We start from the raw sequence: 26,556 nt of genomic DNA on the forward strand, positions 1-26,556 counted from the left end.
AACACTACCCCCGATCGCATAAAGGGGTTTTTCTATGTCAGATATAAAGAAAGTTGGAGTTATTGGAAGTGGTACCATGGGTAGCGGAATTGCCCAAGTGGCGGCTACCGCTGGTTGCCAAGTAAAGATATTCGATACAAAGCCAGAAGCCTTGGAAAAAGCACAGGCTAGTTTGGTTAAAATAATGAACCGACTTGTAGAAAAGGGACGTATCGATACTGTAGAGAAGAATAGAATTGAAGGAAATATTCAGTACGTTCATTCTTTGGAAGACCTATCCGATTCCGATCTGACTATAGAGGCCATAATAGAAAACCTTGAAATCAAAAAGAAGGTCTTTCAAGAGTTGGAAGGATATGTATCGAGAAGGTGCATCATCGCTTCCAATACCTCTTCGCTGTCAATAGCCTCAATTGCCGCATCCCTTAAGCGTCCTAAACGCTGTATTGGGATTCACTTTTTCAACCCAGCTCCCTTGATGAGGTTGGTGGAGGTGATTCCGGCTGTTCAGACCTCCAAGAAAGCGACCAAAGTTGTGATGGAAACTATTGAAGGTTGGAACAAAACAGTGGCATTGGCAAAAGACACCCCAGGATTTATTGTTAATAGGGTAGCTCGACCATTCTATGGTGAATCGCTACGGATTTATGAAGAAGGGATTGCCGATTTTGCTACGATAGACTGGTCACTTAGAAGTTTGGGAGGGTTTCGTATGGGCCCATTTGAATTAATGGATTTTATAGGCAACGACGTAAACTATACGGTTACCGAGACTGTATTTAAGGAATTCTATTACGACCCAAGGTACAAACCTTCATTTACCCAGAAACGATTGAGTGAAGCAGGATATTTGGGAAGAAAAACGGGAAAAGGGTATTATACCTATAAAGAAGGGGTCGATAAGCCACAACCCCGTGAAGATGTTGCCTTGGCACAAAAGATATTCGATCGTGTATTGGTAATGCTTATTAACGAGGCAGTAGATGCCTTGTTTTTAAATATTGCTTCTGCTGAGGATATTGACAATGCTATGACCAAAGGAGTGAATTACCCCAAAGGATTATTGGCATGGGCCGACGAAAAAGGAATTGATTGGTGCGTGGAAAAATTGGATGCCCTTTATGAAGAGTACCATGAAGATCGTTACAGATGCTCCCCATTACTGAGAAGGATGAATAAAGCAAATGAATCATTTTTCTAATGAAAGGGGAAAGGATACCATATAAAATGCTTTCGCTCGACGCTTTTAGTACTTGGTTAGGTATTGAAATATTGGAATGTGAGATAGGACGTTGCAAGGTTGCCCTGACGGTTCGACCCGAAATGTTGAATAGTATGGGGTATGCGCATGGAGGGATAAGCTATTCGTTAGCCGATACGGCATTTGGATTTGCCGCCAATACCCATGGAAAGTACGCGGTGTCTATTGAGACTAGTGTAAATCATATAGAAGCACTTGAAGCTGGGGATTATTTAGTTGCGGAAGCTGTTATCGATATTCAGAAAAAGAAAGTGGGTTTTAATGTAATTGAAGTAAAACGAGGAGAGGAAATTGTAGCCCTATTTAAAGGAGTAGTATATAGAACCAGTAAGGACTGGGAAGAATAACATATGAAAGAAGCATATATCATTGACGGAGTACGTACTCCAATCGGAAACTATAAAGGAACCCTAAGTGCTGTTCGTACGGACGATTTAGGCGCCCATGTTATTAAGGCATTGGTAGCAAATAATCCAAGTATACCAAAAGAGGCTTATGACGATGTAATTATGGGATGTGCCAACCAGGCAGGAGAAGATAATAGAAATGTGGCGCGTATGGCGCTGCTGCTGGCAGGGTTGCCTTTCACCGTGCCTGGTGAAACAGTCAATAGACTGTGCAGCAGCGGACTATCAGCTATCATTCAGGCCAATCGGGCAATCAAAGCAGGGGACGGAGACTTGTTCATTTCCGGTGGTGTAGAAAATATGACGCGGGGGCCATACGTCATTGCTAAACCTTCATCGGCATTTGGTAACGATAGTAAAATGTACGATTCAAGTTTTGGTTGGCGATTTGTGAATAAGAAAATGCAGGAATTGTATGGAACGGATGGTATGGGGAATACTGCAGAGAACCTTGTGGAGAAATACGGGATATCCCGCGAAGATCAGGATGCGTTTGCCTACGGAAGCCAAATGAAGGCGGCCAAAGCAAAGGACAATGGACGATTGGCCAAAGAAATTGTACCAGTTGAAATTCCACAGCGCAAAAAAGACCCGATTGTTTTCTCTGACGATGAATTTATAAAACCAACCACAACCAAGGATATTTTGGCGAAGCTTAGGCCCGCATTCAAAAAAGAAGGAGGAAGCGTTACTGCGGGAAATTCATCGGGCTTAAATGATGGAGCAGCCGCTACCATAATTGCCTCCGAAGAAGCTGTAAAGAAATATGATCTGAAGCCTTTAGCCCGCATTGTGAGTTCTGCTGTAGTGGGTGTAGAACCCCGGATTATGGGAATTGGCCCAGTGCAAGCAAGCAATAAAGCCTTGGAAAAGGCTGGATTGAAAATGGGAGATATAGATGTCATTGAGCTGAATGAAGCCTTCGCATCACAAGCCTTGGCTTGTATTCGCGAATGGGGCCTGGCCGATGACGATCCAAGAATCAACCCGAATGGCGGATCTATTGCCATCGGACATCCATTGGGAGTTACAGGAACACGAATTGCCTATTCCGCAGCGCTGGAATTGAATGAAACAGGGAAGCGCTATGCTCTTATCACTATGTGTGTAGGGGTAGGGCAAGGGTATGCAGCTATTATCGAAAATGTAAACGTTTAAAAGTCATCTCGGGTATAATATGAAGATATTAATCATAGGAGGAAATGGAACCATAGGAAGGAAAGTGACTGCTTACTTTAAACAGACTCATGAAGTGCTTGTGGGAGGAAGAAGTAGCGGTGATGTTACTGTCGATATTTCCGATTCGCAATCCATTAAAAGTGCGTTTGAAAAAGTCGGACGGTTAGATGCTGTCATTAATGTGTCTGGTGAGGCTAAATGGGATAAGTTCGATAATCTTTCGGAAGAAGATTTTTACATAGGCATCAAGAGTAAATTGATGGGACAGGTCAATTTGGTTCGAATTGGAAAAGAGTACATCAATAAAGGAGGGTCTATCACCCTAACCACTGGGATTTTAGCAGATGACCCAGTAGACATGACCACAAGTGCCGCCATGGTAAATGGAGGTATTCACAGTTTTGTAAAAGCCGTAGCATTAGAATTAGAAGGAGTTCGGGTAAATGCGGTGTCCGCTGGGTTGGTAGAAGATGCCTTCGAAAAATACAAAGACTATTTCCCGGGACACGATCCCGTTGCCATGAACAAAGTGGTAAACGGCTATGCTAAAAGTGCCGAAGGGAGAATTAAAGGGCAAATCATACGTGTAAACGCATAACTCATGACAAAAACACAACATTACGTACAAGGGCAATGGAGAGACGGACTTGGAGAAGGTGTTCCTGTGCTAGATTCCGTAACAGGGGAACACTTTACCAGTGTTACCGTTGAAGGATTGGACATACCGGATATTCTTCAGTATGGAAGGGCACAAGGCGACACCCTTCGTAAAATGACGTTTCAGGAACGCGGCCTCATGCTTAAAAAATTGGCCATGTACCTTAATAAAAGAAAAGAACAATTTTATGAGCTTAGCTATCGCACTGGTGCTACCCGAATAGATAGCTGGATCGACATAGAAGGAGGTTTTGGAAATCTTTTTGCCAATGCTTCCCTCCGCAAATTGTTTCCGAATCAACCCTATCATGTAGAAGGTGAACCCATCGATTTATCGCGTGGAGGTCGGTTTATGGCCCATCACATTATGGTGCCTAAAAGAGGGGTTGCGGTTCATATAAATGCCTTTAATTTTCCAGTTTGGGGTATGTTGGAAAAATGTGCGGTGAACTGGATGGCCGGTATGCCGGCAGTAGTCCTTCCTGCACCGCAAACAGCCTATTTGGCGGAAGCCGTGGTACGGGAAATTGTTGCTTCAGGTATATTGCCTGAAGGATCCATTCAATTAATTAGCGGTACTGCACGAAATATTTTAGATACGGTACAGTCACAGGACGTAGTAACCTTTACTGGATCTGCCCATACCGGTAGAAAGCTAAAAAACCATCCACAGCTCATTGAAGAATCCGTTCCCTTTACCATGGAAGCCGATAGTTTGAATGCTTCTATTTTAGGGGAAGATGCCCTTCCTGGAACTCCAGAATTCGATTTGTTCATTAAAGAAGTTCGAAAGGAAATGACGGTAAAAGCGGGTCAAAAATGTACGGCTATTCGAAGAATCATTGTCCCTGAGAACGTGCTTGAAGATGTTCAAATTGCGCTAGGAAAACAATTGGATAAAGTAACTATCGGAGACCCGAGACTAAAAGAGGTTCGAATGGGAGCCTTGGTAAGTGATGCACAACGCACTTCGGTTCGGGAGCAAGTGGCCAAAATTTCTGAAACTGCCAAGATGGTGTATGGAAATCTCGATGAGGTGCAAACTATTGGTGCCGATGCGAAAAAGGGCGCTTTCCTAAGACCAATTTTACTCAGGGAAGATGACCCTTTTAAAAATGAAGCCGCGCATATCACTGAGGCCTTTGGTCCTGTAAGTACGCTTATGCCTTATAAAAATTTGGATGAAGCCATTACACTAGCGCATATGGGTAAAGGATCCCTGGTGTCATCTATTGCTACATACGATGATACCATTGCGAAAGAATATACAATCAATGCGGCTTCCCATCACGGTCGAATTCTTATACTGAATCGTGAAAATGCGAAGCAAAGTACAGGTCACGGTTCACCATTACCAGCATTGGTACATGGAGGTCCGGGTCGGGCCGGAGGAGGCGAAGAAATGGGCGGAATGCGTGGTGTAAAGCATTATTTACAGCGATGTGCAGTGCAGGGAACCCCAACTACCTTAACAGAGGTTACGGGAATCTATCAGCCTAAGGGTGCTTATAAAGAAGCTGAGCAACATCCATTTAAATACCATTGGGAAGACATAGAACCTGGTATGTCCCTAAAAACGCACAAGCGAACCATTACGGACAGTGATATTGTAAATTTTGCGAACCTTACTTGGGATCATTTCTATGCGCATACCGATATCACTTCCTTGGATGGCAGTATCTTCGAAAAGAGAACCGCCCATGGTTACTTCTTACTAGGGGCAGCAGCTGGATTGTTTGTGTATCCTAACAAAGGCCCCGTGGCAGCTAATTATGGATTGGAAGACTGTCGTTTCCTGCGTCCCATTTATCATAACGATACCATCTATGTGCGCCTTACTTGCAAGCAAAAGATCGATCGTGAGCAAAGGGGAACGGAATTACCCAGTGGAATCGTAAAATGGTATGGCGAAGTATTTGATGCCGATGATGAATTGGTAGCGATTGTGACCGTCCTAACTATGGTGCAAAAGAAACAGACCACCCTAGTGGAAATGACCTCAGAAAAGATCCATGAATGTTTAGGAAAGTTAACCGAAGGTGCCAAACCGAATTGGGGCGATCTTACGGCCCAAACCATGATAGAGCATTTAGAGTATACCTATAGAATCGCTTCTGGCCAAATTCAGGATTTCGAAATTGCCACCCCAGAAAAGATTTTGGAAAAGGTACATGCGACCTTATATAACTATCAAAAAATGCCATCGGGTTATGATTTTCCATTGGCCGAGCGATCTGAAATAACCAAAGCTAAGCATCCTGATTTGGAAACAGCCAAAGCCAAGTTGTTGGAAGCGCGCGAGGAATACTTAGAATATTTCAAACAAAACCCAGATGCTAAGACCAAGAATGTGGTCTTTGGCGAACTGAATAGATTCGAATGGTATCTATTGGAGCGAAAGCACCTAAACCACCATTTCGAACAGTTTAACTTGATATAATATTAGAAAATGAAGTTTTTAACCCCTTTTCCGCAGAATAGATGTACAAAAGCTCCGAGATTCAGGAGCTTTGCAACGCGGAGTTTTGAAATCGGTTTTCAGCTATGCTGAAAAACTCCTAGGAAAAGGCGTCTTTTTCTTTGGTTCGTTTCTTTTGGACGAGCAAAAGGAATGAACATAAAATCAAACTATGAGTGATCCATACGTAAAAGAACATATAGAAAACGGGATATCGACTATTGAGTTTTTCCATCCTGCCCACAATAGCCTCCCAGGGGATTTATTGGCCAAGTTGGCCCAAACCATCACCAATGCCGGAACTAATGATGAGGTAAAGGTAATTGTCCTTAAAAGTGGTGGGGATCGTACTTTCTGTGCCGGGGCTAGTTTTAAGGAACTTATCAATATCAATGATGCCGAGACGGGACGTGTATTTTTCAGTGGCTTTGCCAATGTGATCAATGCAATGCGAAAATGTCCAAAATTCATCATTGGGAGAATACAAGGTAAGACAGTAGGGGGTGGTGTTGGCGTTGCCTCCGCAACCGACTATTGTATGGCTACGAAGTTTGCCGCTATTAAACTGAGTGAATTGAATGTAGGTATAGGACCTTTTGTGGTAGGCCCTGCTGTAGAACGCAAATTAGGGCTAAGTGGAATGTCTCAAATTGCAATAGATGCCAATTCCTTTTACGATGCAGAATGGGCTCGCCAAAAAGGATTGTATGCCCAGGTGTATGAATCGACCGAAGCTTTGGATGAAGCCGTTCAAGGTTTGGCGGGAAATTTATGTACCTACAATACAGAGGCCATGAAGGAAATGAAGAAAGTCTTCTGGAAAGGAACCGAAGATTGGGATAATTTACTAGCAGAAAGAGCTGCCATTTCAGGAAGGTTGGTGCTTTCCGATTTCACAAAAGAAACACTGAAACGATTTAAATAAATGATCTATTCCTTCAAAGGACATATTCCTGTCGTTCATGCATCCAGCTTCGTGCATCCATTGGCTGCCGTTACGGGTAATGTGATCATTGGAAAGGATTGTTATATAGGACCTGGCGCTGCCATTCGCGGGGACTGGGGAGAGATCATTTTGGAAGATGGGGTAAACGTACAGGAAAATTGCACGGTACACATGTTTCCGGGTAAAAGCATCGTACTAAAGGAAGGAGCACATGTAGGGCATGGGGCCGTAATTCATGGTGCTAACCTAGGGCGTAATTGCCTCATAGGGATGAACAGCGTCATTATGGACGATGCCGAAATTGGAGATGAATGTATTGTAGGGGCCATGAGCTTTGTGAAGGCGAAAACCGTTTTTGAAAAAAGACAACTAATTGTGGGTAACCCTGCCAAGTCTGTAAAGGAAGTTTCAGACGAAATGATCGAATGGAAGACGGCTGGGACTAGGTTGTATCAGCAATTGCCTGCCGATTGTCACGAAAGTCTACGGGAGGTAGATCCCTTGCGTGAAATTCCGAGAGATCGTCCCGTTCAGGAAAATTTTTATAAAACATTAGAAGAATTCAGAAAAGAAAAATAATCGCAACACATGCCAGAAGTTGAATTTAAACTCCCAAAAATGGGAGAGTCCATAACCGAAGGAACCATTCTCAATTGGGTGGTTCAGGAAGGGGAATCTTTTGAAGAAGGGGATATTTTGGTAGAAGTGGGAACCGACAAAGTCGATAATGAAGTTCCGGCTCCGTCTTCGGGCACCATGATTCGTCATGAAGTTGCTGTAAAAGATATCGTTGCGGTGGGTGCCACCATTGCCATTTTGGATGCTTCTGCAGAAGGAGTTCAAAAAAAGCAAGAGCCTTCCACTACTGAAAGCCCAGTTAAGAAAGTGTCAGTGACCAAGAAAGCTTCAAAGGCCAAAAACGCGACACATACTGCTTTTAAGGTGAATGAAAATATATTCATCTCGCCATTGGTGGACAGCATGGCAAGAAAGCATCATATAAGCTACGAGGAACTTGCCCGTATTCCTGGAACTGGCAAGGATGGGCGGTTACGCAAAAGTGATGTCATTCAATATGTGGAAGAGGGAAGGCCTTTCCAATTTGCACAACCAGTTGTGGAGAAATCTGGTTTTCAGGTACCCGATCTTCAATTTGATAAAGGTACTGGTAAAATTGTTGAAATGGACCGGATGCGAGAGATGATCGCAGACCATATGGTATTCAGCAAACATACGTCTCCACACGTTACGGCATACGTAGAGGCCGATCTTACCGAAATGGTCAACTGGCGAAATGCGAACAAGGTGGCTTTTCTAGAGAAACATGGTGAAAAGCTCACTTTCACCCCTTTATTTGTGGAATGTGTAGCCAAGGCCATAGAGGCGTTTCCAATGATAAATTCTTCTTTAGATGGAAAGAACATTATTGTAAAAGAGCATATTAATATAGGAATGGCTACGGCACTTCCCAGTGGTAACCTTATTGTGCCTGTGGTAAAAGATGCAGACAAGAAAAATCTGAAAGAATTGGCTTCGGCCACAAATGAGTTGGTAACCAAGGCACGTGAAGGTAAATTAAAAGGAGACGATACCAAGGGAAGCACCTTCACCATAAGCAATGTGGGAACCTTTGGAAGTTTGATGGGAACACCTATTATCAATCAGCCCGAAGCTGCCATTCTTGCAACGGGAATCATTAAGAAAAGAGCAGAAGTAATGGAACGCCCAGGAGGGGATTCCATCGAAATAAGGAATATGATGTATCTATCCCTTTCGTTCGATCATCGAATTGTAGACGGCTATTTGGCTGGATCATTCTTGCGTAGGATTGCCGATGAGATGGAGCAGTTTGATGTAAGTAGGAAAGTTTAACGCATGACACGCTGAACTTGATTCAGCGTCCAATGAAGAGAGATGGTTGGGATGGATCTTGCAAAGGAATGGTACGAATAATGAATTCTGAATCGAGTTCAGAATGGACAGGGACTGAGTTCAAGAAATGACCTAATGAATAAAAAGTTATTGAAATGATAACAACAGAAAACATAAAAATCACCACAGTAGAGAACTCTAAAGTATCTGAATTAGACTTTAGCAATATCCCGTTGGGGAGAACTTTTACGGACCATATGTTCATTTGCGATTATCAACATGGCCAATGGAATAATCCAAGGGTAGAACCTTTGTCCTATATTCCAACGCATCCGGCGGCCATGGCATTACATTATGGGCAAGCTATTTTTGAAGGAATGAAAGCAACGGTGTCACTAGACGGAACGCCCATGCTTTTCCGGGCCGAAAAGAATGCGGCACGTCTCAATTTTAGCGCCCGAAGAATGGGAATGCCAGAATTTCCAGAAGACCTTTTTGTAGAAGGATTAAAAACCTTGGTCAAGGTGGAGCGCAACTGGATTCCACCGCAAGACGGTAGTGCATTATACCTGCGTCCGTTCATGTATGCGGACGAACCTTTTATTGGAATGCGCGCAGCTACAAGTTTCAAGTTTTTGATCATAGCTTCTCCAGCCGGACCTTTCTTCAGTAAAAGAATTAGGCTTTGGGCGGAGAAAAAATACATTCGTGCTGCCGAAGGTGGAACCGGTGAAGCCAAGGCTGCAGGAAATTACGCCGCAGCTATTCGCCCTACCGAGATTGCCAAATCTAAAGGATACGATCAAGTACTTTGGTTAGATGCTTTAAAGCATGAATATATACAGGAAGTGGGTACCATGAATATCTTCTTCAAAATAGATGGGAGGTTCGTAACTCCCAATTTGGATGGAGCGATTTTAGATGGAATTACCCGCATGAGCGTTATGGAAGTTCTAAAGGCAAAAGGATTCGAAATTGAGCAACGACCTATTACTATTCATGAAATTAAGGAGGCTTCAGAAAATGGTACTTTGGAAGAAGCTTTCGGAACCGGAACCGCAGTTGGAATTGCGTATATTCAAGAAATTGGATGGGGAGAGGAAACCATACATGTAAGCGATGATAGTCCAGTAGGTTTGGATGTTAACAATACGCTTAATGCTATCAAGACTGGGAAAATAGAGGATAAATTTAATTGGATGACCCAAGTTCAATAGAATGATAAAAGAACAAGCACACGATTTGAACACATCTGCAATAGATACAGAAATACTACTAAAAGGTTTCAGGAATTTGGTTACGGCCAAGGCGATGACATTTCAGTACGAAGAGAATTTTAAAGTAGTCTCCAAATATGTACACGCTACATCTAGGGGGCACGAAGTGATTCAAACAGCCGTTGGCATGCAATTAACACCTAAAGATTATGCATTTCCGTATTATCGGGATGATAGCATGTTATTGGCGATTGGAATGGAGCCTTACGAGCTAATGCTTCAGGTATTGGCCAAAAAAGAGGACCCTTTTTCTGGTGGAAGAACCTATTATTGTCATCCTAGTTTGCGGGATGATGACAAGCCAAAGATTCCCCATCAGAGCTCGGCAACTGGAATGCAAGCTATCCCAGCAACGGGCGTGGCTATGGGATTCTGGTACTCCGAAGCGGAGAGCCTGGCATCCTATTCTGATGGAGAAGCTCCTGTAGTAGTGTGTTCTTTGGGAGATGCATCGGTAACGGAAGGGGAAATTGCGGAGGCCTTTCAAATGGCTGCTCTTAAGCAATTGCCTATTTTGTATTTAGTACAGGATAATGGTTGGGACATTAGTGCTAATGCAGAAGAGACACGTGCTCAGGATGCCTATGAGTATGCCCAGGGATTTCATGGTCTGGAAGCAATATCCATAGATGGAACCGATTTCGAGGAATCTTATTCTACCATTCAGTATGTATTGGAAACTATTCGGAAAGAACGACGTCCGTTTTTGGTACATGCCAAAGCCCCTTTGCTAAATCACCACACCTCAGGAGTTCGAATGGAATGGTATCGCGACGATTTGGAAGAAGCAAGGAGTCGTGACCCATATCCGAAATTTAAAGAATTATTGAAATCCCGTGGTTTGTCCGATGATGAATTACAGGAGATAGAAAATGAATGTATTGCTGTAGTTCGCGGTGACTTGGATCGAGCCTTACAGGCAGAAGACCCTAGCCCTGAAGATTTATTTACGCACGATTTTGCCCCAACTCCCATCACAGAGGAAATAGGGGAACGTTCCCCAAAAGGAGCAGATAAAGTGGTCATGGTAGATTGTGCCCTATTTGCCATAGAGGAGCTTATGGCCAAACATCCCGAATGCCTGCTTTATGGACAGGATGTTGGAGGAAGGCTAGGAGGCGTTTTCCGCGAAGCGGCCACCCTGGCTCAGAAGTTTGGTGACAATAGGGTATTCAATACCCCAATTCAGGAAGCATTTATTGTAGGATCTACCGTAGGGATGAGTGCAGTGGGGTTAAAGCCCATTGTTGAGGTACAGTTTGCCGATTATATTTGGCCGGGACTCAATCAACTTTTTACTGAAGTAAGTCGAAGCTGTTACCTTTCCAATGGTAAATGGCCCGTTTCCATGATTTTAAGGGTTCCTATCGGAGCTTATGGCAGTGGTGGGCCCTATCATTCCTCTTCAGTAGAAAGTGTAGTAGCGAATATTAGAGGGCTTAAAATAGCCTATCCTAGTAATGGCGCCGATTTAAAAGGACTGATGAAGGCAGCCTACTACGATCCCAATCCCGTAGTTATTTTCGAACACAAAGGCTTGTATTGGAGCAAAGTCCCCGGAACCAAGGGTGCCACATCTGTAGAACCTGCCGATGACTATGTTTTGCCTTTTGGGAAGGCTTGGGTGCTTCAGGAAATTTGGAAACAGGAAGAAGAAGAAACCTTGTCCATCATTACCTATGGAATGGGAGTGCATTGGGCCATCAATGCGTCCGAAGAGCTCGGCTTGCAAGATTCTATAGAGATTGTAGACCTCAGGACCTTACATCCTTTAGATTATGACACCGTCTTTAAAAGTGTGAAGAAATGCGGAAAGTGTTTGGTGGTAACCGAGGAACCTTCCGAAAATAGCTTTAGTAGGGCACTGCAAGGGAGAATACAGGAAGAGTGCTTTCAGGAACTGGATGGTCCCGTTATGGTCATTGGAAGTGAGAACATGCCCGCCATTCCATTAAATTCTACTCTGGAACAAACCATGATCCCTTCTGTGGAAAAGGTAAAACAGAAAATTCAGGAACTCATTAATTATTAAAAAAAGCCGTTCTATGGAACGGCTTTTTTATGAATGGGATATTTCGTTTTTAGTTGGAAGCAATGCCCGGTGGATACGCGGCCATAATTTCCCGAACGATTTCTCGAATTCGTTCTTCCTTTTTATCGATATTGCCACTCGTGATGAGTCTAGCACTTCCAACACCCTGCCATACCAATTCTTTGGTTTGGGCATCAATAAGGTCAATGTATAGACTTCCTTCGGTCGATCGTGATACGGTGCTTCCAAAAGCACCACCTCCATACCACCAAGGATTCCATCCCCATCCCCATCCGAAGTTGTTATTGTACACATCTACCCGTTCACGTTCCTTGGTAAATATGCTCACCAAAATGGTTGGGTTCTCACTTTTTACCATTCCTTTGGCGGAAAGTTCGGCATCGATGGCCCGTAAGATCCGTTTTTTGTCTAGATCACTAATCTGAGCCTTGTCAATACCCGGCTTAAAAAACGCGAACGTATTGTATTCACCAAAATTGGCCTCGCGATCGTAATCGGTCGCAACGCGAACCGTAGTACATGAAGAAAGAAAAATAAGTAAGAAGAAGAGTGAAGCGATTCCTTTAAAAATTTTCATAGCAGTAATTTTTAATTTAATAATTCGTCGTCTACGAAATTTGGAAGGGTTACTTTTAGAGAAGGAGTTCGCTCCATTTCTCGCTTTATAGCAAAGATTGCTTCCTCATTTCTAGCCCAACTACGTCTGGCAATACCGTTGTTCACATCCCAGAACAACATGGATTCCAAGCGGCGTTGCGCTTCATTAGTACCATCAAGAACCATACCGAAACCTCCATTCATAACTTCTCCCCATCCTACGCCTCCGCCGTTATGAATACTCACCCATGTAGCACCCCGAAAGCTATCCCCAATTACATTGTGCATGGCCATATCTGCAGTAAATCGACTGCCATCATAGATGTTGGATGTTTCCCGGAATGGAGAGTCCGTCCCCGATACATCATGATGATCCCGACCCAAAATCACTATTCCGATAGTTCCTTCGTTAATCGCTTTGTTGAAGGCGGATGCAATTTTCATCCTTCCTTCGGCATCTGCATATAGTATTCGGGCTTGTGAACCCACCACCAATTTATTTTCTTGGGCTCCCTTGATCCACTGAATGTTATCGGCCATTTGCTGTTGAATTTCCTTGGGGGCGTTTTTCATCATTTCCTCCAATACCTCACATGCTAAATCATCCGTTTTTTTCAAGTCGGAAGGATCGCCAGAGGCACAAACCCATCTAAAAGGCCCAAAACCATAATCGAAGCACATGGGGCCCATAATATCTTGAACGTACGAGGGGTACTTAAATTCCCTCAAAGGATGATTGGCATCCATTACATCGGCACCGGCCCTGGATGCCTCCAATAGAAAGGCATTGCCATAGTCGAAGAAATAGGTTCCTTTGGCAGTATGTTTATTGATAGCATCCGCATGCCTTCTTAGACTTTCCTGTACTTTTTCCTTAAAAAGGGAAGGGTTGTTGGCCATCATTTCGTTAGAAGCTTCGTAACTCATGCCCACCGGATAATACCCTCCTGCCCATGGATTGTGAAGCGAGGTTTGATCGCTTCCCAAATCAATATGAATGTTTTTCTTGTCGAAATGCTCCCATACCTCTACCACATTTCCATCGTAGGCAATAGAAACCGTTTCCTTATTGGTTAAAGCCATTGATACCCTATCGGCCAATTGGTCAAGATCTGAAATAACTTCGTCTACCCAACCCTGACTATGCCTTGTATGCGTTGCTTTTGGGTTCACTTCAGCACAAACAGTAACACAACCCGCAATATTTCCCGCTTTTGGTTGTGCTCCACTCATTCCTCCCAGTCCCGATGTAACAAATAGGCCGCCGTAAGGGGATTTCTTTATTTTTCGGAAGCCATTTAAAACGGTAATGGTAGTTCCATGGACGATCCCTTGGGGACCAATGTACATATAACTACCTGCGGTCATTTGGCCATATTGGGTGACGCCTAAGGCATTGAATTTCTCCCAGTCATCTGGTTGTGAATAATTAGGAATCATCATTCCATTGGTAACCACCACCCTAGGAGCATCTTTATGGGATGGAAAAAGCCCCAACGGATGTCCGGAATACATGACCAAGGTCTGTTCGTCTGTCATTTCAGCCAAATACTGCATGACCAAAAGGTATTGCGCCCAGTTTTGAAAAACAGCGCCATTGCCCCCATAGGTAATCAATTCATGGGGATGCTGAGCCACTGCAGGATCTAGGTTATTCTGGATCATGAGCATAATGGCCTTGGCCTGTTCACTTTTTCCTGGGTAATCCGATATGGGCCGTGCATACATAGCATAATGAGGGCGATAGCGATACATATAGATTCGACCATAGGTTTCTAGTTCTTCCTTGAACTCAGGAAGGAGGGAGGCGTGAAATTTAGAATCGAAATACCTTAAGGCATTTCTTAAAGCTAATTTTTCTTCGGCTGGGGAAAGTATTTTTTTTCTTTTAGGTGCATGATTCGCAGTTGAATCATAAGGTCTTTCTGCTGGAATTTGTGAAGGGATTCCTTGCTTTATTTCTTCTTTGAATGTCATTTGAATATCTGTTTAATTACTACTTCGTTTTCTTTTGGCAAGTAGTAGTAACTATGGATATCTAATGTCAGCACGGTGATAGTGCATCGCTATTAGGACTTTGTATTTCCTTAGTTGAGTATCCACGAATTAAGTTTGTCTGTTGGTTTTTTTATTGAAACCATATGGGCAGTGCCTGCATCCACTCTCGCAACAATATCCCCGTTTTAAGTGATATTGCTCTGTGAAGCATTTGTACCCTTCAGGGGTGAGGTAATAATCTCCTTCTTCCAGTTCTATTTTTTTCTTGAAGAACATACTACAAAAATACCATTTTATTAACTTGTGTGGATGATTGTATTGGTGAATCCGAATTTAATACGAAAAGGTTTTTTGGGAATTACAATTTGGCCGTTTGTAATTCTGAAGGAAAAACGCCTGAAACAGGACGGTGTATTCATGAATCATGAAAGGATTCACTTCCGGCAACAATTGGAAATGCTCGTCGTGTTCTTCTACGTATGGTATGTGATTGAATTTTTTGTAAGGTGGATTCAATTGAAAAGTCGAAAGGCTGCTTACTACGGGATTAGTTTTGAGAAAGAAGCGTATGCAAACGAAAAAGACCTCCATTATTTAAAAAAGAGGTCCTTTTGGTTATTTTTAAAATATATTTAGAAATTCTATAAGTCCTTTACAACAAGTTCGTAGGTAAACTTTGCGTTGGATTTTCCATTGTTCAATTCCAAGATTTCGAACGAATGTTTTCCTTTTTTGGACACATAAATTCCGTTGCTTTCTCCTTCTAATTGAATGGAAATTTTTACCATATCCTCAATACGGTCACCATTAATGAGGTCTGCAATTGTTGGATTTATCTGAATCTTTGCAATTCCATTTTCTAATTTTCCGACTCCCGATTCCATAGTGATAATGTCATCTTCTGAAGTTTCGTGTACGGTCACAAATCCAGTTTCGGTTTCGGCCGTTTCATAGTCCATTTGCGCATGTCCGGCCACTGATACCAAAAGGATTCCGGCCACCAAAGTGATGCGTTTAAGTAGTGAAAAGTGATTTTGGGGCATATCTTATGTATTTACTAATAATCGTATTAAAATTCTTACTCAATATTACTATATTAACAGATAAAAAACAAATAAAATCGATGAAACGCACTATTTGTTAATTTCTAATGAGGGCATTACAATCTAATTAAATTTATAAGAGGTATGTAAGGGAACTGCTTCACCTTAGTTTGATCTGTATCATTATTGGTAAACCTTTAATGAAAGAACAAAAAAAGGGCGGCAAGAATCGTTATTCATGCCGCCCTTTTTATCAAGTCGCTTCGGTGTTATCTTTTTATGATCTTCTTGGTAACAGATCCAGATTCAGTAACTACTCGAACGAAATAAACTGCTGTTTCTAAACTTGAAACATTTAATGTGCAAGAGTTTTTTTCTTCTTCAATATCTTGTTTCATTCTTCTACCACGTATATCGAATACTTCAATTGAATTTATATAGGAATTCATGGAGAATATAGAGAGTTCGTCGTTTACAGGGTTTGGATATAGAAGAATACTATCTTCTATGTTGTTTTCAGAACCAAGTACTTGTCCAGAGAAATAAATAGTAAATCTATTGTCGAAAGTACCGTTGTCACTTGTAAATGAATAAGAGTCCGACTTAAGATTGTGCATGGCTCCAGTAAGGTTATCAACGAGGTATACTTCAGATTCTGTAAGTTGTGGCCCTTCAATATTGGAAATGGATATTTTGTACTCCGTATCGGTATCGATCAGTGTGCTGAAGCCCATCGGGACGGTCATCGACTCGTCGAAGGCCCCAAGGTTCTGTATCCCCAGTTCCCCGCTACCGTCCTGTAGGTGCGTGTAGAGCGATACCACCGTGGCCAGCCTCCTGCTGTCGTAACCGGCGTCCATCCCCAGTGTCGCCACCGGGTCGAAGGCCACAAGGGCCTGTTTCTGCATCCCGAACTCAGTGTTGGTCACGCTAAGCCAGATGCGTTCCCTGTCCTGCCCCTGAAGGCGGAGGGTGTTGTTGTTGCCCGTCCTCCTCATGGCATTGGTGAAGGTCGCCGTACCGGCCGCACTGGCCTTTATGCCGAACCCCTGCCCGGTGGATATGTACCCGTTGGGCTCCGTCGAGGTCCCGGGGTCCGAGGCCGCCGCCGTACCCCCCGAAAGGTTATACATGGAGATGTCCTCCATGGAAAAGTTCATGCTGCCAGCACCAGGCAACGAAGGGCTAGGGGGCGTAAGGTGCTCCCAGAAGTACACCTCGTCTATCATGGCGTTGGCGTTGATAAGGTCGTCGGCCCAGATGGCGGACGGGTATGGGTTGGCCAGTACGTTGGGACTGGCGTTCTTGTTGTCCGCGGCCGTGGGGCCGGGGGTGTTCTGTATCACGGTGAAGTCCACGTCGCCCGTATTGAGGGTGCCGTCGTCATAGGTATAGTTGAAGATACCGCCGGGCTGGCCGTAGCCCGCCTGTGGGCGCACGATGTAACCCTCGCCCGGGTTGGCCGTGCCGGTCACCACCTCGGTCCAGAAATCGTTGTTGTCGTCAGCGAAGTTCTCCGCACCGGGGAACAGGGCCGTTACGTCCGGGTGGGGGACGAAGTCGATCGTGTTGGCCTCCAGTACCAAAAAGGCACTGCTCCAAACGCTCTCGCGCGTCTCAGTGCTCATAGGGCTACCAAGGACCATGAAGTCACGGGAGGCAAGGTTTGGGGTCGTAAGGTTCACGTTGATCGTGCCGTTGTTGGTAGTAACAGCACTGTCGTCTGATTGAACTACACTTCCTTGGTGTTCAACAACCAATGTACCGTTTACGGTAATATCCTGAGTAATATTTAAATAGTCTCCTCCTTCAATGGTCAGCGTACGACTTGCATCTACCTCGCAGGTACAGGCATCTATACTTCCGCCATCAGAGGCTGTATTGTAATTTGAACTTATTTTGGCATTGGAACCTATAGATGGGGTTCCATTGGACCATGTTGCACCCGTAAAGGCTGTAGTTTCGGCAGCTACTGTTACCTGGGCTACACAAGAAGATTCGTTTCCGTAGTCATCTTCAACCGTAAGGGTCACATTGAATGTATCCCCAACATCATCGCAAGTAAAAGTGGTTTGTCCATTGGTTATACTACTCGCCACAATACCGAAGTCATCAGTAGAACCGCCGTCTAAATCGGCTGCTGTAATGGAAGCCGTTCCAGTAAGACGATCTAATGTTACCGTTATGTTTTGGCATACTGCCGTAGGGTCTGTGTTGTCGTATAAAGGATCCTTAATAATGAATAATCCTCCATCTCCATTAATACTCGCTCGACCAAATCCGGAAACCACTAAGTTTCCACTTTCAAAATATGGATACACGTTCCAAACTCCATTAAACGCAGCGTTGTTATTTAATGGGTAGGTGTCGAAATAGTTTATTTCGGTCATACTTGGCGTGGCATCATATAAACCATCAATTTTCAAGATTCGCATTCCAGCTGCGTAGTTAGCCAGATAGAAGCGATTGCCTCTTACATAGCCATTATGGTCTATTGCACTCGTTGGTCCACTGTAGGTATAATGTAAAGATGGGTTATCTAAATCCTCTAAATCAAAAACAAGGGTCCTTGTAGGAATTCCTAAGTTATCTTCATCCAATTCGTCTCCCACTAGGAAAAATCGTTTGTCTTCTGTAAACCATCCTTGGTGTGTATATTCAACATTACTATAAGCAATAGTCGCTATGTTACTTGGAGCGGATTTGTTGGTTACATCTACAATAACCATATTGTTTTCGTTACAACCAATCATGATTTCCTTTCCCTGATAGTCAGGGTCTGGACCGTCATAGGTAACTACTTGCGCATCGTGGAAATAATCGCTAGGACCATACTCTCCTACAATAGATGGGCTTGTTGGGTTCGAGATATCCACAAATAATGGGCCGTCCGACGAATTAGAACTCCTATTCACACCAACAATATAAGCGTAACCCGAATCTTCATTGATTACGATGTTATGGGCACGTCCGTCATTACTCCCCCCATCTCCTATAAATAAGAAGGCGTCTTCAGAAAATGTTCTGCTTCCGCCACCTGTAGGGCTTGTAGAAAGTCCTCTTAGTCGTGTGAGGTCGAAAACCTGCATTCCGTCAGAGGTTACTTCACTAACCACAAAGGCGTGATTGTTGTAGGTTTTTACATCCCGCCACAAATTACTACCTCCGGAATGAGAATTCATCCTTCCTAAATAGCGAATATTGGTTGGTGTAGAAATATCTACAAATGCGGTACCGTTATCTAGTGCAACAATGGCATATTCTTTTCCATCTAAAGGATCTGTCCAGCCCCAAGAATCTTGGGCTTCGTCTGCATTCATGTCCGAGGCAGAAATATAATCCTGTAGATCTAATCCATCACAAGGATAGCTTCCAGCAGTTCCTCCAGAGCAGGGTGTCTGGGCAGATACGTTCAATGAATAAATAAATAACGTAAGAGAGGTAAGTAAGAGTCGTTTCATAGGGGTCTGTGCAATTTTTAATTGAGTTTAGTTTTTAGTCACCAATAAATGTGAATTCTACAGAACATGGAATTTCCAGTCCTATATATCCTTGGCCTGTGCCACTATCGCCATTATTGACAAAGTAGCTGTGACCTGTATTAATACAGTTGCTTAGATTAAAGTCGTAGTCATGGCCGCCACGAAGATATAAATAATATACACTTGTCGCGTAATGAACAAATCCTTGACTAACAACCGCAGGAGAGCCTACATCACTATGCGAACCATAGGAATGCATATATAGCCAACCTTCGTCATTATCGTAGAATCCACTAGAGGGATCAATATCTATACCTGTTCCACTCATGGTAAAGAAGATGGCTCCTTCGGTAGTAGCCAATGATATGGCATCGGTACTGGTAAAGTCCGATATTTCACCAGCTGCAAAATTGGCTCTTACTTCAACTCTATAAAAGCCAGAATATTCAGGAGTAAAGGTTCGGTTTGTCAAACCTGGGATATTATCGGAATCCCCTGGTTGGGCATCCGAATAACTCTCTCTAATGGTTGTTCTGAAAGGGGCACTGGTTTGTTCAAATTTTTCGTAATCCACACGGATAAATTGCGCTTCCCAACGGGAACCGTTCCAAGCATACAATCCTGGGGATACATCACTTGCCCCATTTGTCGTCAGTGCTGTGTTGTATACTACTGTTCCAACAGCCACATTTCCTCCATTTGGGTTAATAACTGGTGCCTGCACACTATAATTGGATAGTGCGAGACGAGGATATACAATCCCATGGCTATCATCCGCAACATCCAATGCACCTTCCGGAGATGTTGTTCCAATTCCTACTTGTCCAAGACTAATGCCAGACGAACCTAAGAAAAGTGCAAAAAGTACTATTGTAAAAAAGTAATTTGTTTTCATAATTATACTGATTTATTCGCCCATATAATTGAACTCAATGGTACAGTGAATATCATTGTTTTGATTAATATACCCTCTACCGTTTCCACTGTTTCCGCTATTTTGGAAGGCAGCGTTAGAATCCATGTCGAACCTCAATTCAAATGGGTAGTTGGTTCCCCTTGTCAGGGTTTTATTTACTACATAAGTAACTTGATGAAATCTGTTGTCGTATATTCTATTAGTTCCACCATCGGAGTAATCGTCGTTGTTAATCCCGGAAAAACTGCGGACATCAAACCTATGGGGTGTACTATTGAAACTGAAATTGAATTCACCCTTTTGCTGTGCAAAATTGGCATATTGTGGGTTAGAAACCACGTTCAGTCTTCCACCACCAAAATGAACCGTTACCACAATGCGATACTCCCCAGAAAAGTTAGGGGTAAAACTCGAAGTATCCATATTAATGGTCTGTACACCGATATTACCATCCGTTCTAAGAACAACAGTAGTTTGTGTGGCAATCATACTGTCATTTTTATTGAACTGGGGTATCCATTTGGTACCTGTCCAGATATAGATTCCCGGATACACACTGTCCGATCCTGCTGTGGAGGTATTTGTGTTGAAAACGGTGGTTCCTTCAATAATGGAAACTCCGTTCGGATTTGTAATGGTCTCTACCGTTACATCGGTAAGGCTTACCACTGGATAAATAAGACCAATGTTACTTCCGCTAATGTCTAGTACTCCCTCTGGGGAAGTGGTATTAATTCCTACTTGCGCCATCAGGGACAAAGAGGAAATACATAATGCTATAAATAAGTACTGTTTTTTCATAAGCTAAGTTTTATTCGCCTAAATAGGTTATTTCTACATGACATGGAATATCATAGGCCACGTAGCCACGTCCAGTGCCTGATGTTGCACCACTAACCATTGCATAACCTGCTCCATGTAAAAAGGATAGGCTAAAATTAACCGTGTCCCCGGCATCCATGGTAGTGTAAAAAGTTCTGTGCGATTCTTCCCAAATGGCAAAATAATTGGTAGCACCGATAGAGCCATCATAGGATGTAGAGTAGGCCGATACTGGGATCGTATAGGCTGTTCCGTCGAAATTAAATGTATAAGTACCATCTACACCGGCTATATTTAGGTGTCCTTGAGAAGTACCTCCGCTAACATTAGGAACTAATGCTCCCCCTGCTCCAAAATCTACCCTCAGGTTAATTCTATATTTCCCAGTAAACTCTGCTGTAAATGCAGTGGTACTTATGATCGTTTGCGACGATCCTGCAGATGGGCGAAATCCTGTACTACTTTTGTAAATAGAATATTGTTTTTTCGGAAATTGAGGGATCCACTTGCTGCCATCCCAAGAGTATATCCCGGGAGCTACGTCATTAGTTCCCGTCATTGTGGTTGCAGTGTTGTAAATGGTAGTTCCTACAGGGATTGAACCTGTTTGCGGATTGGTTACCGGAGCTTGCACTATAGATGAAGTTAATGCGGCCCGAGGTAGTACCACTCCCATATTGGAGCTGCTTACCTCTAAGCTTCCTTGTGGCATGTCTGTGTTAATCCCAACTTGCCCATAACCATAGGTCATGAAAGCAAAAAAGGAAAGGCACAATAGCATCCCATTGAAAAAGTAGTTTTTCTTCATGATTTGACTTTTAGGGGTCCCTAGGTAACATTGCTGCGCACCTAGAAAAGTATCCGTTAAAATTCAACATTTAATGGATTCTAAGAATCCTTTCAAAAATTGTTTTCGGTCAAATCACCAAAACTTTCGATGTGATCCTTGAATAATTTACCGGTTGGGGGGGTTTCGAAAACAATTTGATTTTGAAGAAGGGGGCGTTACAATTAGTGGCCCACTTCTCATTTTCAAGGTTTCCGAAAAGGGGTACAACAAGCTTATTAATAAACTCGTTCAATGTAAGATTTGGAACGTTAATTCCAATCCAGCATAAGTAATCCATGGTAAATTTGGATCGCATTTTAAGGGTCTTTAGTGATTTGGTTAGAACAAGTTTACATTTTATATTCCATAAAAACCAAAAAAAATCGATGAAATGCACTAAAAACCAATTAAATAAGAAAAATACTACAAAAAACTACAAGAAAACAGCAATTTATACGTTGCTGTCGAAAAATTCAACTTTCCATCGATTTAGCCAAAAAGTGCTAAAGACCTACTATTTTACGATCATAAACAGGGGTCGTTTAAAGATCTCTTTTCATCAATATCGCTGTGTCCCGACTAATATGAAATCTGAGCGGTGTCATACGAAAAAGATACCTAATTTTGTGAAACCATTAAGTACTCCATGTGTTTAACATTGACAAAATAATGAGGTTTTTTCCCTCCTAAAATGTTATGCAATCGGGAATAATTATACATATGAACTTTCTTTAATCCGATAATTTGTTTTTATCCGAAAATACCGCCCCAATACATTCCCTTAATCCGGACCATTTGCCATTTCAATTAGGAGCTTTGGATGTGCTTAGGGAAGACACGTTAGATGCCTTTGTATCTGGGAATAAATTTAGGAAGTTAATTTATAATCTGGAAGAGACTAAGATGCAACAGAAGGAATGTCTACTCACTTTTGGGGGTGCCTACTCCAACCATATTGCTGCTGTGGCTGCCGCGGGCAAACGTTTGGGTTTTAAGACGATTGGCGTCATACGTGGGGAAGAATTGATACGCAAAAAAAGGAATGCCACATTGCAATTTGCGCAATCACAGGGGATGCACTTGCATTTTGTTAGTAGGGAAATCTATCGCCAAAAGGAGAAGCCATCATATATTTCGGAATTGAGGAAGCTTTTTGGTGACTTTTTTCTATTGCCAGAAGGAGGCACTAACGCTCTGGCTGTAAAGGGTTGTCAAGAAATACTCTCAGAGCGAACGAAGCATTATAATTATATATGTACTGCTGTGGGTACGGGAGGCACCCTAGCTGGAATTGTAAAAGCAGCACAACCCTATCAGAGGGTTATCGGCTTTTCGGCTTTGAACGGGACTTTTCAGACTTCAGAAGTGCAGAAATATACAGATAACGCTAATTTTACAATTTTGGATACCTATTGTTTTGGAGGGTATGGTAAAATAGATGTAGGTTTGGTTCGTTTTATCAATGATTTCAAACGGAATACCCAAATTCCACTAGATCCGATTTACACTGGTAAGATGTTGTATGGAATATTTGATCTGGCGAGAAAAGGCTTTTTCGAAGTAAACAGTAAAATATTGGCCATACATACTGGAGGATTACAAGGGATAAAGGGTATGAATGAAAAATTAGTAAAGAAAAATTTACCTCAAATTGAATAATATGAACCTCAAATGGATTTCCTTATTGGCACTCATGCTTCTTTTTGCCACTTCCTGTAAATCGAAGAAAAAGACCATTACTTCTAAAGGTAAAACAACTACGGAAAAGGTAGTTATAAAGGATCGGGGTACCAAAGTGACGCCTCCTCCCAAAACCGAAAAAAATAAAAGTACAGCCCCAAGCGCCAATGCCCCATATGCCGAAGTCGTGGCCTATTATATTAATTCTTATAGCCAGATTGCAAAGGATGAGATGGCTCAGTATGGTATTCCTGCCAGTATTACCCTTGCCCAAGGGATTTTGGAAAGTGGTGCCGGTCGTGGAGATCTTACCAAACGCGCAAACAACCATTTTGGAATTAAATGCCATACCACTTGGACAGGTGAAAGGGTGTATCATGATGATGACGAAAAAGGGGAGTGTTTCAGAAAGTATAAGGATCCCAAATATTCCTTCCGCGACCATTCATTGTTCCTAACACAAAGGAGTAGGTATAGCGGTCTCTTTAAATTGCGAAAAGATGACTACAAAGGATGGGCGAAAGGGCTAAAACGAGCCGGTTATGCCACCGATCCCAAATATCCGGACAAATTGATTAGCATTATTGAACGCTATGATCTTACGCAATATGATGACGAGGTATTGGGCAATAGTGATGATAGGGGTGGTAAAGGAGAACCTGAGATAAAAACATATACTGTTGTAAAAGGGGATACCCTGTATAGTATCTCACGAAGGTTCAATGTCACTGTTGAAACCTTAAAACAGTACAATGGCCTACTTACCAATTCAATTTCTGTCGGGCAAGTGTTATATTTGCATCCTGTAAAAGGACGATAATTTTTTTCCATGCTATATAAAAGAAGTAGCGCTTTGTTTGCCGAAGCGCAAAAAGTAATTCCCGGCGGTGTAAATTCCCCAGTGCGGGCATTTAAAGCGGTTGGGGGCGATCCTATTTTTGTAAAAGAAGCTAAGGGTGCCTACTTGTATGATGAAGACGGAAATACGCTTATAGATTATATCAACTCTTGGGGGCCCATGATATTGGGGCATGCGCATCCCGATGTAGTGAACGCTGTGGTTGACAAAGCTAGAAAAGGCACTTCTTTTGGTATGCCTACTGAAATTGAAACTGAAATTGCTGCTCTGGCAGTTTCAATGGTGCCCAATATCGATAAAATTAGATTCGTAAACAGTGGGACTGAAGCTTGCATGAGTGCAGTGCGTTTGGCAAGGGGATATACAGGCAAAGAAAAGATCATAAAATTTGCTGGATGCTATCATGGACACAGTGATGCATTCCTTATTCAGGCGGGGAGTGGTGCCGTTACTTTTGGCGCGCCAAATAGTCCTGGTGTAACATCGGGGACTGCAAAGGACACGCTACTTGCCCGATACAATGATTTGGGGCATGTGCAGGAGATCATTTCTCAGAATTCCGATGAAATCGCTTGTATCATACTGGAACCCGTAGCGGGTAATATGGGCTGTATTCCTCCTGTTGAAGGTTTTTTGGATGGATTAAGGAATCTATGCGATGCACATGGGATATTGTTGGTGTTCGATGAGGTAATGACCGGATTTCGTTTAGCGAAGGGTGGCATTCAGGAGTTATTAGGTGTTAATGCGGATATTGTAACCTTCGGGAAGGTGATCGGCGGTGGCCTTCCAGTAGGCGCTTTTGGTGCTAGAAGTGAGATTATGGATTTTCTAGCTCCCCAAGGTCCAGTGTACCAAGCGGGAACATTAAGCGGAAATCCTTTGGCAATGGCAGCAGGCCTTACCATGCTTACCATCTTAAATGATAGCCCAAATATATTTGATTCACTAGCAAAAAAGACAGCCTATTTGCATGATGGGATGGATCAAGTATTAAAAGCCAATGGTGTTCCTTATACCATTAATAGAATTGGATCTATGATTTCGGTTCACTTTTCCGAAACCCCGGTTTTGGATTTTGATTCAGCGGCTGTGGCTGCCAAGGGTGATGCATTTGGTAAATTCTTCCATAGTATGCTTCGCCAAGGGATATATATTGCTCCCAGTGCCTACGAAACATGGTTTTTGTGCGATGCCCTCACTAAAGGGGATCTGGATAGAACCATTGAAGCATGCGATAAGGCTTCCAAAGAAATTGCATAAAAAAAAGGCTCCGAATATCGGAGCCTTTTTTTTATGTATTCAAAATTTCTACTGCTTAAGCGTTAGCCACTTGTCGTACTGTTCTTTAGTCAACGTTTTCTTCATAGTGGCTTGTAGCGATGCGTCTAGTTTCTTCTTTTCAGCAGCCACAATACTGCTACTTTTTCCTTCTACACGTTTTATTCCTGCCTTATGGTGAACCAAGGCTCTAAAAATAGTGCGTTGTTGGTCTCCATTAAGTCCTAATGCCTCACTTAAGTCTGCCGTTTGTTGTTTGGCTATAACTTCAGGGCGATTTTGGTCTTGTTTAAGCGTTTGGGCATTCACCGTGTTCATTCCCAAAAAGAGCACGAAGGATAGGGCGATAATTTTAAAAATGTTTTTCATGGTCTTTAATTTAGAGGTCACTAAAGTAACCAATTTAGCATCAAAGAACCAAGAACTGGGCCAAAAAACTATCTACGCCCTTGTCGCTTATGCTGACGCTTTCTTGCGTGACTCTTGCGTTTATTGGATTTTTCGAACTTTTCGTACTGCTCTTCAGAAAGAATTTCCTTGAATTTGGCCTTCATGGCTATTTGAGAATCTAATCGCTCAATGCTTTTTTGATAGAATTCTTCACTAGTTAACTCCTTCCTTTTTTCCCTTCTTTCCTTCATTTCCTCCGAAGAAGGACGGTTCTTCTCTTCTTGTACCAATAGTGCTTTTACCTGCTGCTGCTGCGTACTAGATAAATCCAAATCCAATGTCATTCGTTTTGTTTTTAACTCTGCCCGTTGCTCTGGCGACAGATCCTTCATCATTTCAAGTCGTTCACCACGTTCCTGTCCTTTTCTTTGGGGATGTCCTTGCGCCAGGGTTTGACCAAAAGCGGCCAATAAACATAGGATTAATACTGCGTTTTTCATTTGTTATAGAATTTTAAGTTTAACATTCTTATGACTGCTTGAGGGATAG

The 26,556-nt window shown here is 42.8% G+C and carries 23 protein-coding genes; 13 read left to right on the forward strand and 10 right to left on the reverse strand.

Going from position 1 to position 26,556, the window contains the following annotated elements; all coding sequences use genetic code 11:
* Nucleotides 1–34 precede the first annotated feature (34 nt).
* The 10 genes from AC6JAD_RS09620 to AC6JAD_RS09665 all read left to right on the forward strand — a co-directional run bounded on the left by AC6JAD_RS09620 (nucleotide 35) and on the right by AC6JAD_RS09665 (nucleotide 12,089).
* Entirely contained in the window at nucleotides 35–1,201 is a 1,167-nt protein-coding gene (locus AC6JAD_RS09620) for a 3-hydroxyacyl-CoA dehydrogenase NAD-binding domain-containing protein (RefSeq protein ID WP_461305215.1), read from the forward strand.
* Nucleotides 1,201–1,608: a PaaI family thioesterase gene (locus tag AC6JAD_RS09625; RefSeq protein WP_461305214.1), complete on the forward strand. Its 408-nt coding sequence runs from the start codon at nucleotides 1,201–1,203 to the stop codon at nucleotides 1,606–1,608. Before AC6JAD_RS09620 ends, AC6JAD_RS09625 begins: the two co-directional genes overlap by 1 nt.
* A 3-nt stretch (nucleotides 1,609–1,611) precedes the next feature.
* Entirely contained in the window at nucleotides 1,612–2,826 is a 1,215-nt protein-coding gene (gene pcaF / locus AC6JAD_RS09630) for a 3-oxoadipyl-CoA thiolase (RefSeq protein ID WP_461305213.1), read from the forward strand.
* A gap of 19 nt (nucleotides 2,827–2,845) precedes the next feature.
* On the forward strand, nucleotides 2,846–3,445 hold the full coding sequence (locus AC6JAD_RS09635; RefSeq protein WP_461305212.1) for a short chain dehydrogenase: 600 nt from the start codon (nucleotides 2,846–2,848) through the stop codon (nucleotides 3,443–3,445).
* 3 nt (nucleotides 3,446–3,448) lie between these two features.
* A complete protein-coding gene (gene paaZ, locus AC6JAD_RS09640; RefSeq protein ID WP_461305211.1) occupies nucleotides 3,449–5,944 on the forward strand; it encodes a phenylacetic acid degradation bifunctional protein PaaZ in 2,496 nt (831 codons plus the stop codon).
* Between the two features lie 190 nt (nucleotides 5,945–6,134).
* Nucleotides 6,135–6,887 carry an enoyl-CoA hydratase/isomerase family protein gene (locus tag AC6JAD_RS09645; protein ID WP_461305210.1) on the forward strand — a complete coding sequence of 251 codons (753 nt, stop codon included), beginning with the start codon at nucleotides 6,135–6,137 and terminating at the stop codon, nucleotides 6,885–6,887.
* Nucleotides 6,888–7,487 (forward strand): acyltransferase, encoded by a 600-nt coding sequence (locus tag AC6JAD_RS09650; protein WP_461305209.1) that lies wholly within the window; start codon nucleotides 6,888–6,890, stop codon nucleotides 7,485–7,487.
* 9 nt (nucleotides 7,488–7,496) lie between these two features.
* Entirely contained in the window at nucleotides 7,497–8,780 is a 1,284-nt protein-coding gene (locus AC6JAD_RS09655) for a dihydrolipoamide acetyltransferase family protein (protein ID WP_461305208.1), read from the forward strand.
* Between the two features lie 155 nt (nucleotides 8,781–8,935).
* Nucleotides 8,936–9,997: a branched-chain amino acid aminotransferase gene (locus tag AC6JAD_RS09660; protein WP_461305207.1), complete on the forward strand. Its 1,062-nt coding sequence runs from the start codon at nucleotides 8,936–8,938 to the stop codon at nucleotides 9,995–9,997.
* Nucleotide 9,998: 1 nt separating this feature from the next.
* Nucleotides 9,999–12,089, forward strand: coding sequence for an alpha-ketoacid dehydrogenase subunit alpha/beta (locus AC6JAD_RS09665; protein WP_461305206.1), 2,091 nt, complete (start codon nucleotides 9,999–10,001; stop codon nucleotides 12,087–12,089).
* A 49-nt stretch (nucleotides 12,090–12,138) separates the two neighbouring features.
* On the opposite strand, the gene AC6JAD_RS09670 is transcribed toward AC6JAD_RS09665, so the two are convergent.
* The 8 genes from AC6JAD_RS09670 to AC6JAD_RS09705 all read right to left on the reverse strand — a co-directional run bounded on the left by AC6JAD_RS09670 (nucleotide 12,139) and on the right by AC6JAD_RS09705 (nucleotide 21,776).
* On the reverse strand, nucleotides 12,139–12,687 hold the full coding sequence (locus AC6JAD_RS09670; protein ID WP_461305205.1) for a DUF4136 domain-containing protein: 549 nt from the start codon (nucleotides 12,685–12,687) through the stop codon (nucleotides 12,139–12,141).
* Between the two features lie 11 nt (nucleotides 12,688–12,698).
* Nucleotides 12,699–14,684, reverse strand: coding sequence for a urocanate hydratase (hutU, locus tag AC6JAD_RS09675; protein ID WP_461305204.1), 1,986 nt, complete (start codon nucleotides 14,682–14,684; stop codon nucleotides 12,699–12,701).
* Nucleotides 14,685–14,813: 129 nt separating this feature from the next.
* Entirely contained in the window at nucleotides 14,814–14,981 is a 168-nt protein-coding gene (locus tag AC6JAD_RS09680) for a C1orf53 family protein (protein WP_461305203.1), read from the reverse strand.
* A gap of 365 nt (nucleotides 14,982–15,346) precedes the next feature.
* Nucleotides 15,347–15,748, reverse strand: a complete 402-nt coding sequence (locus AC6JAD_RS09685; RefSeq protein ID WP_461305202.1) for a hypothetical protein — start codon at nucleotides 15,746–15,748, stop codon at nucleotides 15,347–15,349.
* Between the two features lie 269 nt (nucleotides 15,749–16,017).
* A complete protein-coding gene (locus AC6JAD_RS09690) occupies nucleotides 16,018–19,209 on the reverse strand; it encodes a choice-of-anchor B family protein (protein ID WP_497865354.1) in 3,192 nt (1,063 codons plus the stop codon).
* Between the two features lie 34 nt (nucleotides 19,210–19,243).
* Nucleotides 19,244–20,125 carry a phage tail-like protein gene (locus tag AC6JAD_RS09695; RefSeq protein ID WP_461305032.1) on the reverse strand — a complete coding sequence of 294 codons (882 nt, stop codon included), beginning with the start codon at nucleotides 20,123–20,125 and terminating at the stop codon, nucleotides 19,244–19,246.
* A gap of 12 nt (nucleotides 20,126–20,137) precedes the next feature.
* Nucleotides 20,138–20,947: a phage tail-like protein gene (locus tag AC6JAD_RS09700; RefSeq protein WP_461305031.1), complete on the reverse strand. Its 810-nt coding sequence runs from the start codon at nucleotides 20,945–20,947 to the stop codon at nucleotides 20,138–20,140.
* 10 nt (nucleotides 20,948–20,957) lie between these two features.
* Nucleotides 20,958–21,776 (reverse strand): phage tail-like protein, encoded by an 819-nt coding sequence (locus tag AC6JAD_RS09705; RefSeq protein WP_461305030.1) that lies wholly within the window; start codon nucleotides 21,774–21,776, stop codon nucleotides 20,958–20,960.
* 816 nt (nucleotides 21,777–22,592) lie between these two features.
* Between AC6JAD_RS09705 and AC6JAD_RS09710 the strand changes: the two genes are divergently transcribed.
* The 3 genes from AC6JAD_RS09710 to hemL are packed head-to-tail and all read left to right on the forward strand — an operon-like array spanning nucleotide 22,593 to nucleotide 25,599.
* The gene (locus tag AC6JAD_RS09710) at nucleotides 22,593–23,456 is read left to right on the forward strand and encodes a 1-aminocyclopropane-1-carboxylate deaminase/D-cysteine desulfhydrase (RefSeq protein ID WP_461305029.1); all 864 of its coding nucleotides are present in this window, start codon (nucleotides 22,593–22,595) and stop codon (nucleotides 23,454–23,456) included.
* Nucleotide 23,457: 1 nt separating this feature from the next.
* Entirely contained in the window at nucleotides 23,458–24,297 is an 840-nt protein-coding gene (locus tag AC6JAD_RS09715) for a glucosaminidase domain-containing protein (protein WP_461305028.1), read from the forward strand.
* 9 nt (nucleotides 24,298–24,306) lie between these two features.
* The gene (gene hemL / locus AC6JAD_RS09720; RefSeq protein WP_461305027.1) at nucleotides 24,307–25,599 is read left to right on the forward strand and encodes a glutamate-1-semialdehyde 2,1-aminomutase; all 1,293 of its coding nucleotides are present in this window, start codon (nucleotides 24,307–24,309) and stop codon (nucleotides 25,597–25,599) included.
* Nucleotides 25,600–25,647: 48 nt separating this feature from the next.
* Here hemL and AC6JAD_RS09725 read toward each other — a convergent pair whose 3' ends face one another.
* Together AC6JAD_RS09725 and AC6JAD_RS09730 are read right to left on the reverse strand one after the other, a co-directional pair.
* Nucleotides 25,648–25,986 carry a hypothetical protein gene (locus tag AC6JAD_RS09725; protein ID WP_461305026.1) on the reverse strand — a complete coding sequence of 113 codons (339 nt, stop codon included), beginning with the start codon at nucleotides 25,984–25,986 and terminating at the stop codon, nucleotides 25,648–25,650.
* 68 nt (nucleotides 25,987–26,054) lie between these two features.
* Entirely contained in the window at nucleotides 26,055–26,507 is a 453-nt protein-coding gene (locus tag AC6JAD_RS09730; protein WP_461305025.1) for a DUF4890 domain-containing protein, read from the reverse strand.
* Between the last annotated feature and the right edge of the window lie 49 nt (nucleotides 26,508–26,556).

It is taken from the genome of Aureisphaera sp., from assembly GCF_059726885.1.

Coding starts and splice junctions, on each gene's coding strand:
- AC6JAD_RS09655 (WP_461305208.1), top strand. CDS start 7,497: ATGCCAGAAGTTGAATTTAAACTCCCAAAAATGGGAGAGTCCATAACC.
- AC6JAD_RS09705 (WP_461305030.1), bottom strand. CDS start 21,776: ATGAAGAAAAACTACTTTTTCAATGGGATGCTATTGTGCCTTTCCTTT.
- AC6JAD_RS09725 (WP_461305026.1), bottom strand. CDS start 25,986: ATGAAAAACATTTTTAAAATTATCGCCCTATCCTTCGTGCTCTTTTTG.
- AC6JAD_RS09650 (WP_461305209.1), top strand. CDS start 6,888: ATGATCTATTCCTTCAAAGGACATATTCCTGTCGTTCATGCATCCAGC.
- paaZ (WP_461305211.1), top strand. CDS start 3,449: ATGACAAAAACACAACATTACGTACAAGGGCAATGGAGAGACGGACTT.
- AC6JAD_RS09645 (WP_461305210.1), top strand. CDS start 6,135: ATGAGTGATCCATACGTAAAAGAACATATAGAAAACGGGATATCGACT.
- AC6JAD_RS09685 (WP_461305202.1), bottom strand. CDS start 15,748: ATGCCCCAAAATCACTTTTCACTACTTAAACGCATCACTTTGGTGGCC.
- AC6JAD_RS09695 (WP_461305032.1), bottom strand. CDS start 20,125: ATGAAAACAAATTACTTTTTTACAATAGTACTTTTTGCACTTTTCTTA.
- AC6JAD_RS09625 (WP_461305214.1), top strand. CDS start 1,201: ATGAAAGGGGAAAGGATACCATATAAAATGCTTTCGCTCGACGCTTTT.
- hutU (WP_461305204.1), bottom strand. CDS start 14,684: ATGACATTCAAAGAAGAAATAAAGCAAGGAATCCCTTCACAAATTCCA.
- AC6JAD_RS09690 (WP_497865354.1), bottom strand. CDS start 19,209: ATGAAACGACTCTTACTTACCTCTCTTACGTTATTTATTTATTCATTG.
- AC6JAD_RS09620 (WP_461305215.1), top strand. CDS start 35: ATGTCAGATATAAAGAAAGTTGGAGTTATTGGAAGTGGTACCATGGGT.
- pcaF (WP_461305213.1), top strand. CDS start 1,612: ATGAAAGAAGCATATATCATTGACGGAGTACGTACTCCAATCGGAAAC.
- AC6JAD_RS09715 (WP_461305028.1), top strand. CDS start 23,458: ATGAACCTCAAATGGATTTCCTTATTGGCACTCATGCTTCTTTTTGCC.
- AC6JAD_RS09730 (WP_461305025.1), bottom strand. CDS start 26,507: ATGAAAAACGCAGTATTAATCCTATGTTTATTGGCCGCTTTTGGTCAA.
- hemL (WP_461305027.1), top strand. CDS start 24,307: ATGCTATATAAAAGAAGTAGCGCTTTGTTTGCCGAAGCGCAAAAAGTA.
- AC6JAD_RS09665 (WP_461305206.1), top strand. CDS start 9,999: ATGATAAAAGAACAAGCACACGATTTGAACACATCTGCAATAGATACA.
- AC6JAD_RS09660 (WP_461305207.1), top strand. CDS start 8,936: ATGATAACAACAGAAAACATAAAAATCACCACAGTAGAGAACTCTAAA.
- AC6JAD_RS09670 (WP_461305205.1), bottom strand. CDS start 12,687: ATGAAAATTTTTAAAGGAATCGCTTCACTCTTCTTCTTACTTATTTTT.
- AC6JAD_RS09700 (WP_461305031.1), bottom strand. CDS start 20,947: ATGAAAAAACAGTACTTATTTATAGCATTATGTATTTCCTCTTTGTCC.
- AC6JAD_RS09680 (WP_461305203.1), bottom strand. CDS start 14,981: ATGTTCTTCAAGAAAAAAATAGAACTGGAAGAAGGAGATTATTACCTC.
- AC6JAD_RS09635 (WP_461305212.1), top strand. CDS start 2,846: ATGAAGATATTAATCATAGGAGGAAATGGAACCATAGGAAGGAAAGTG.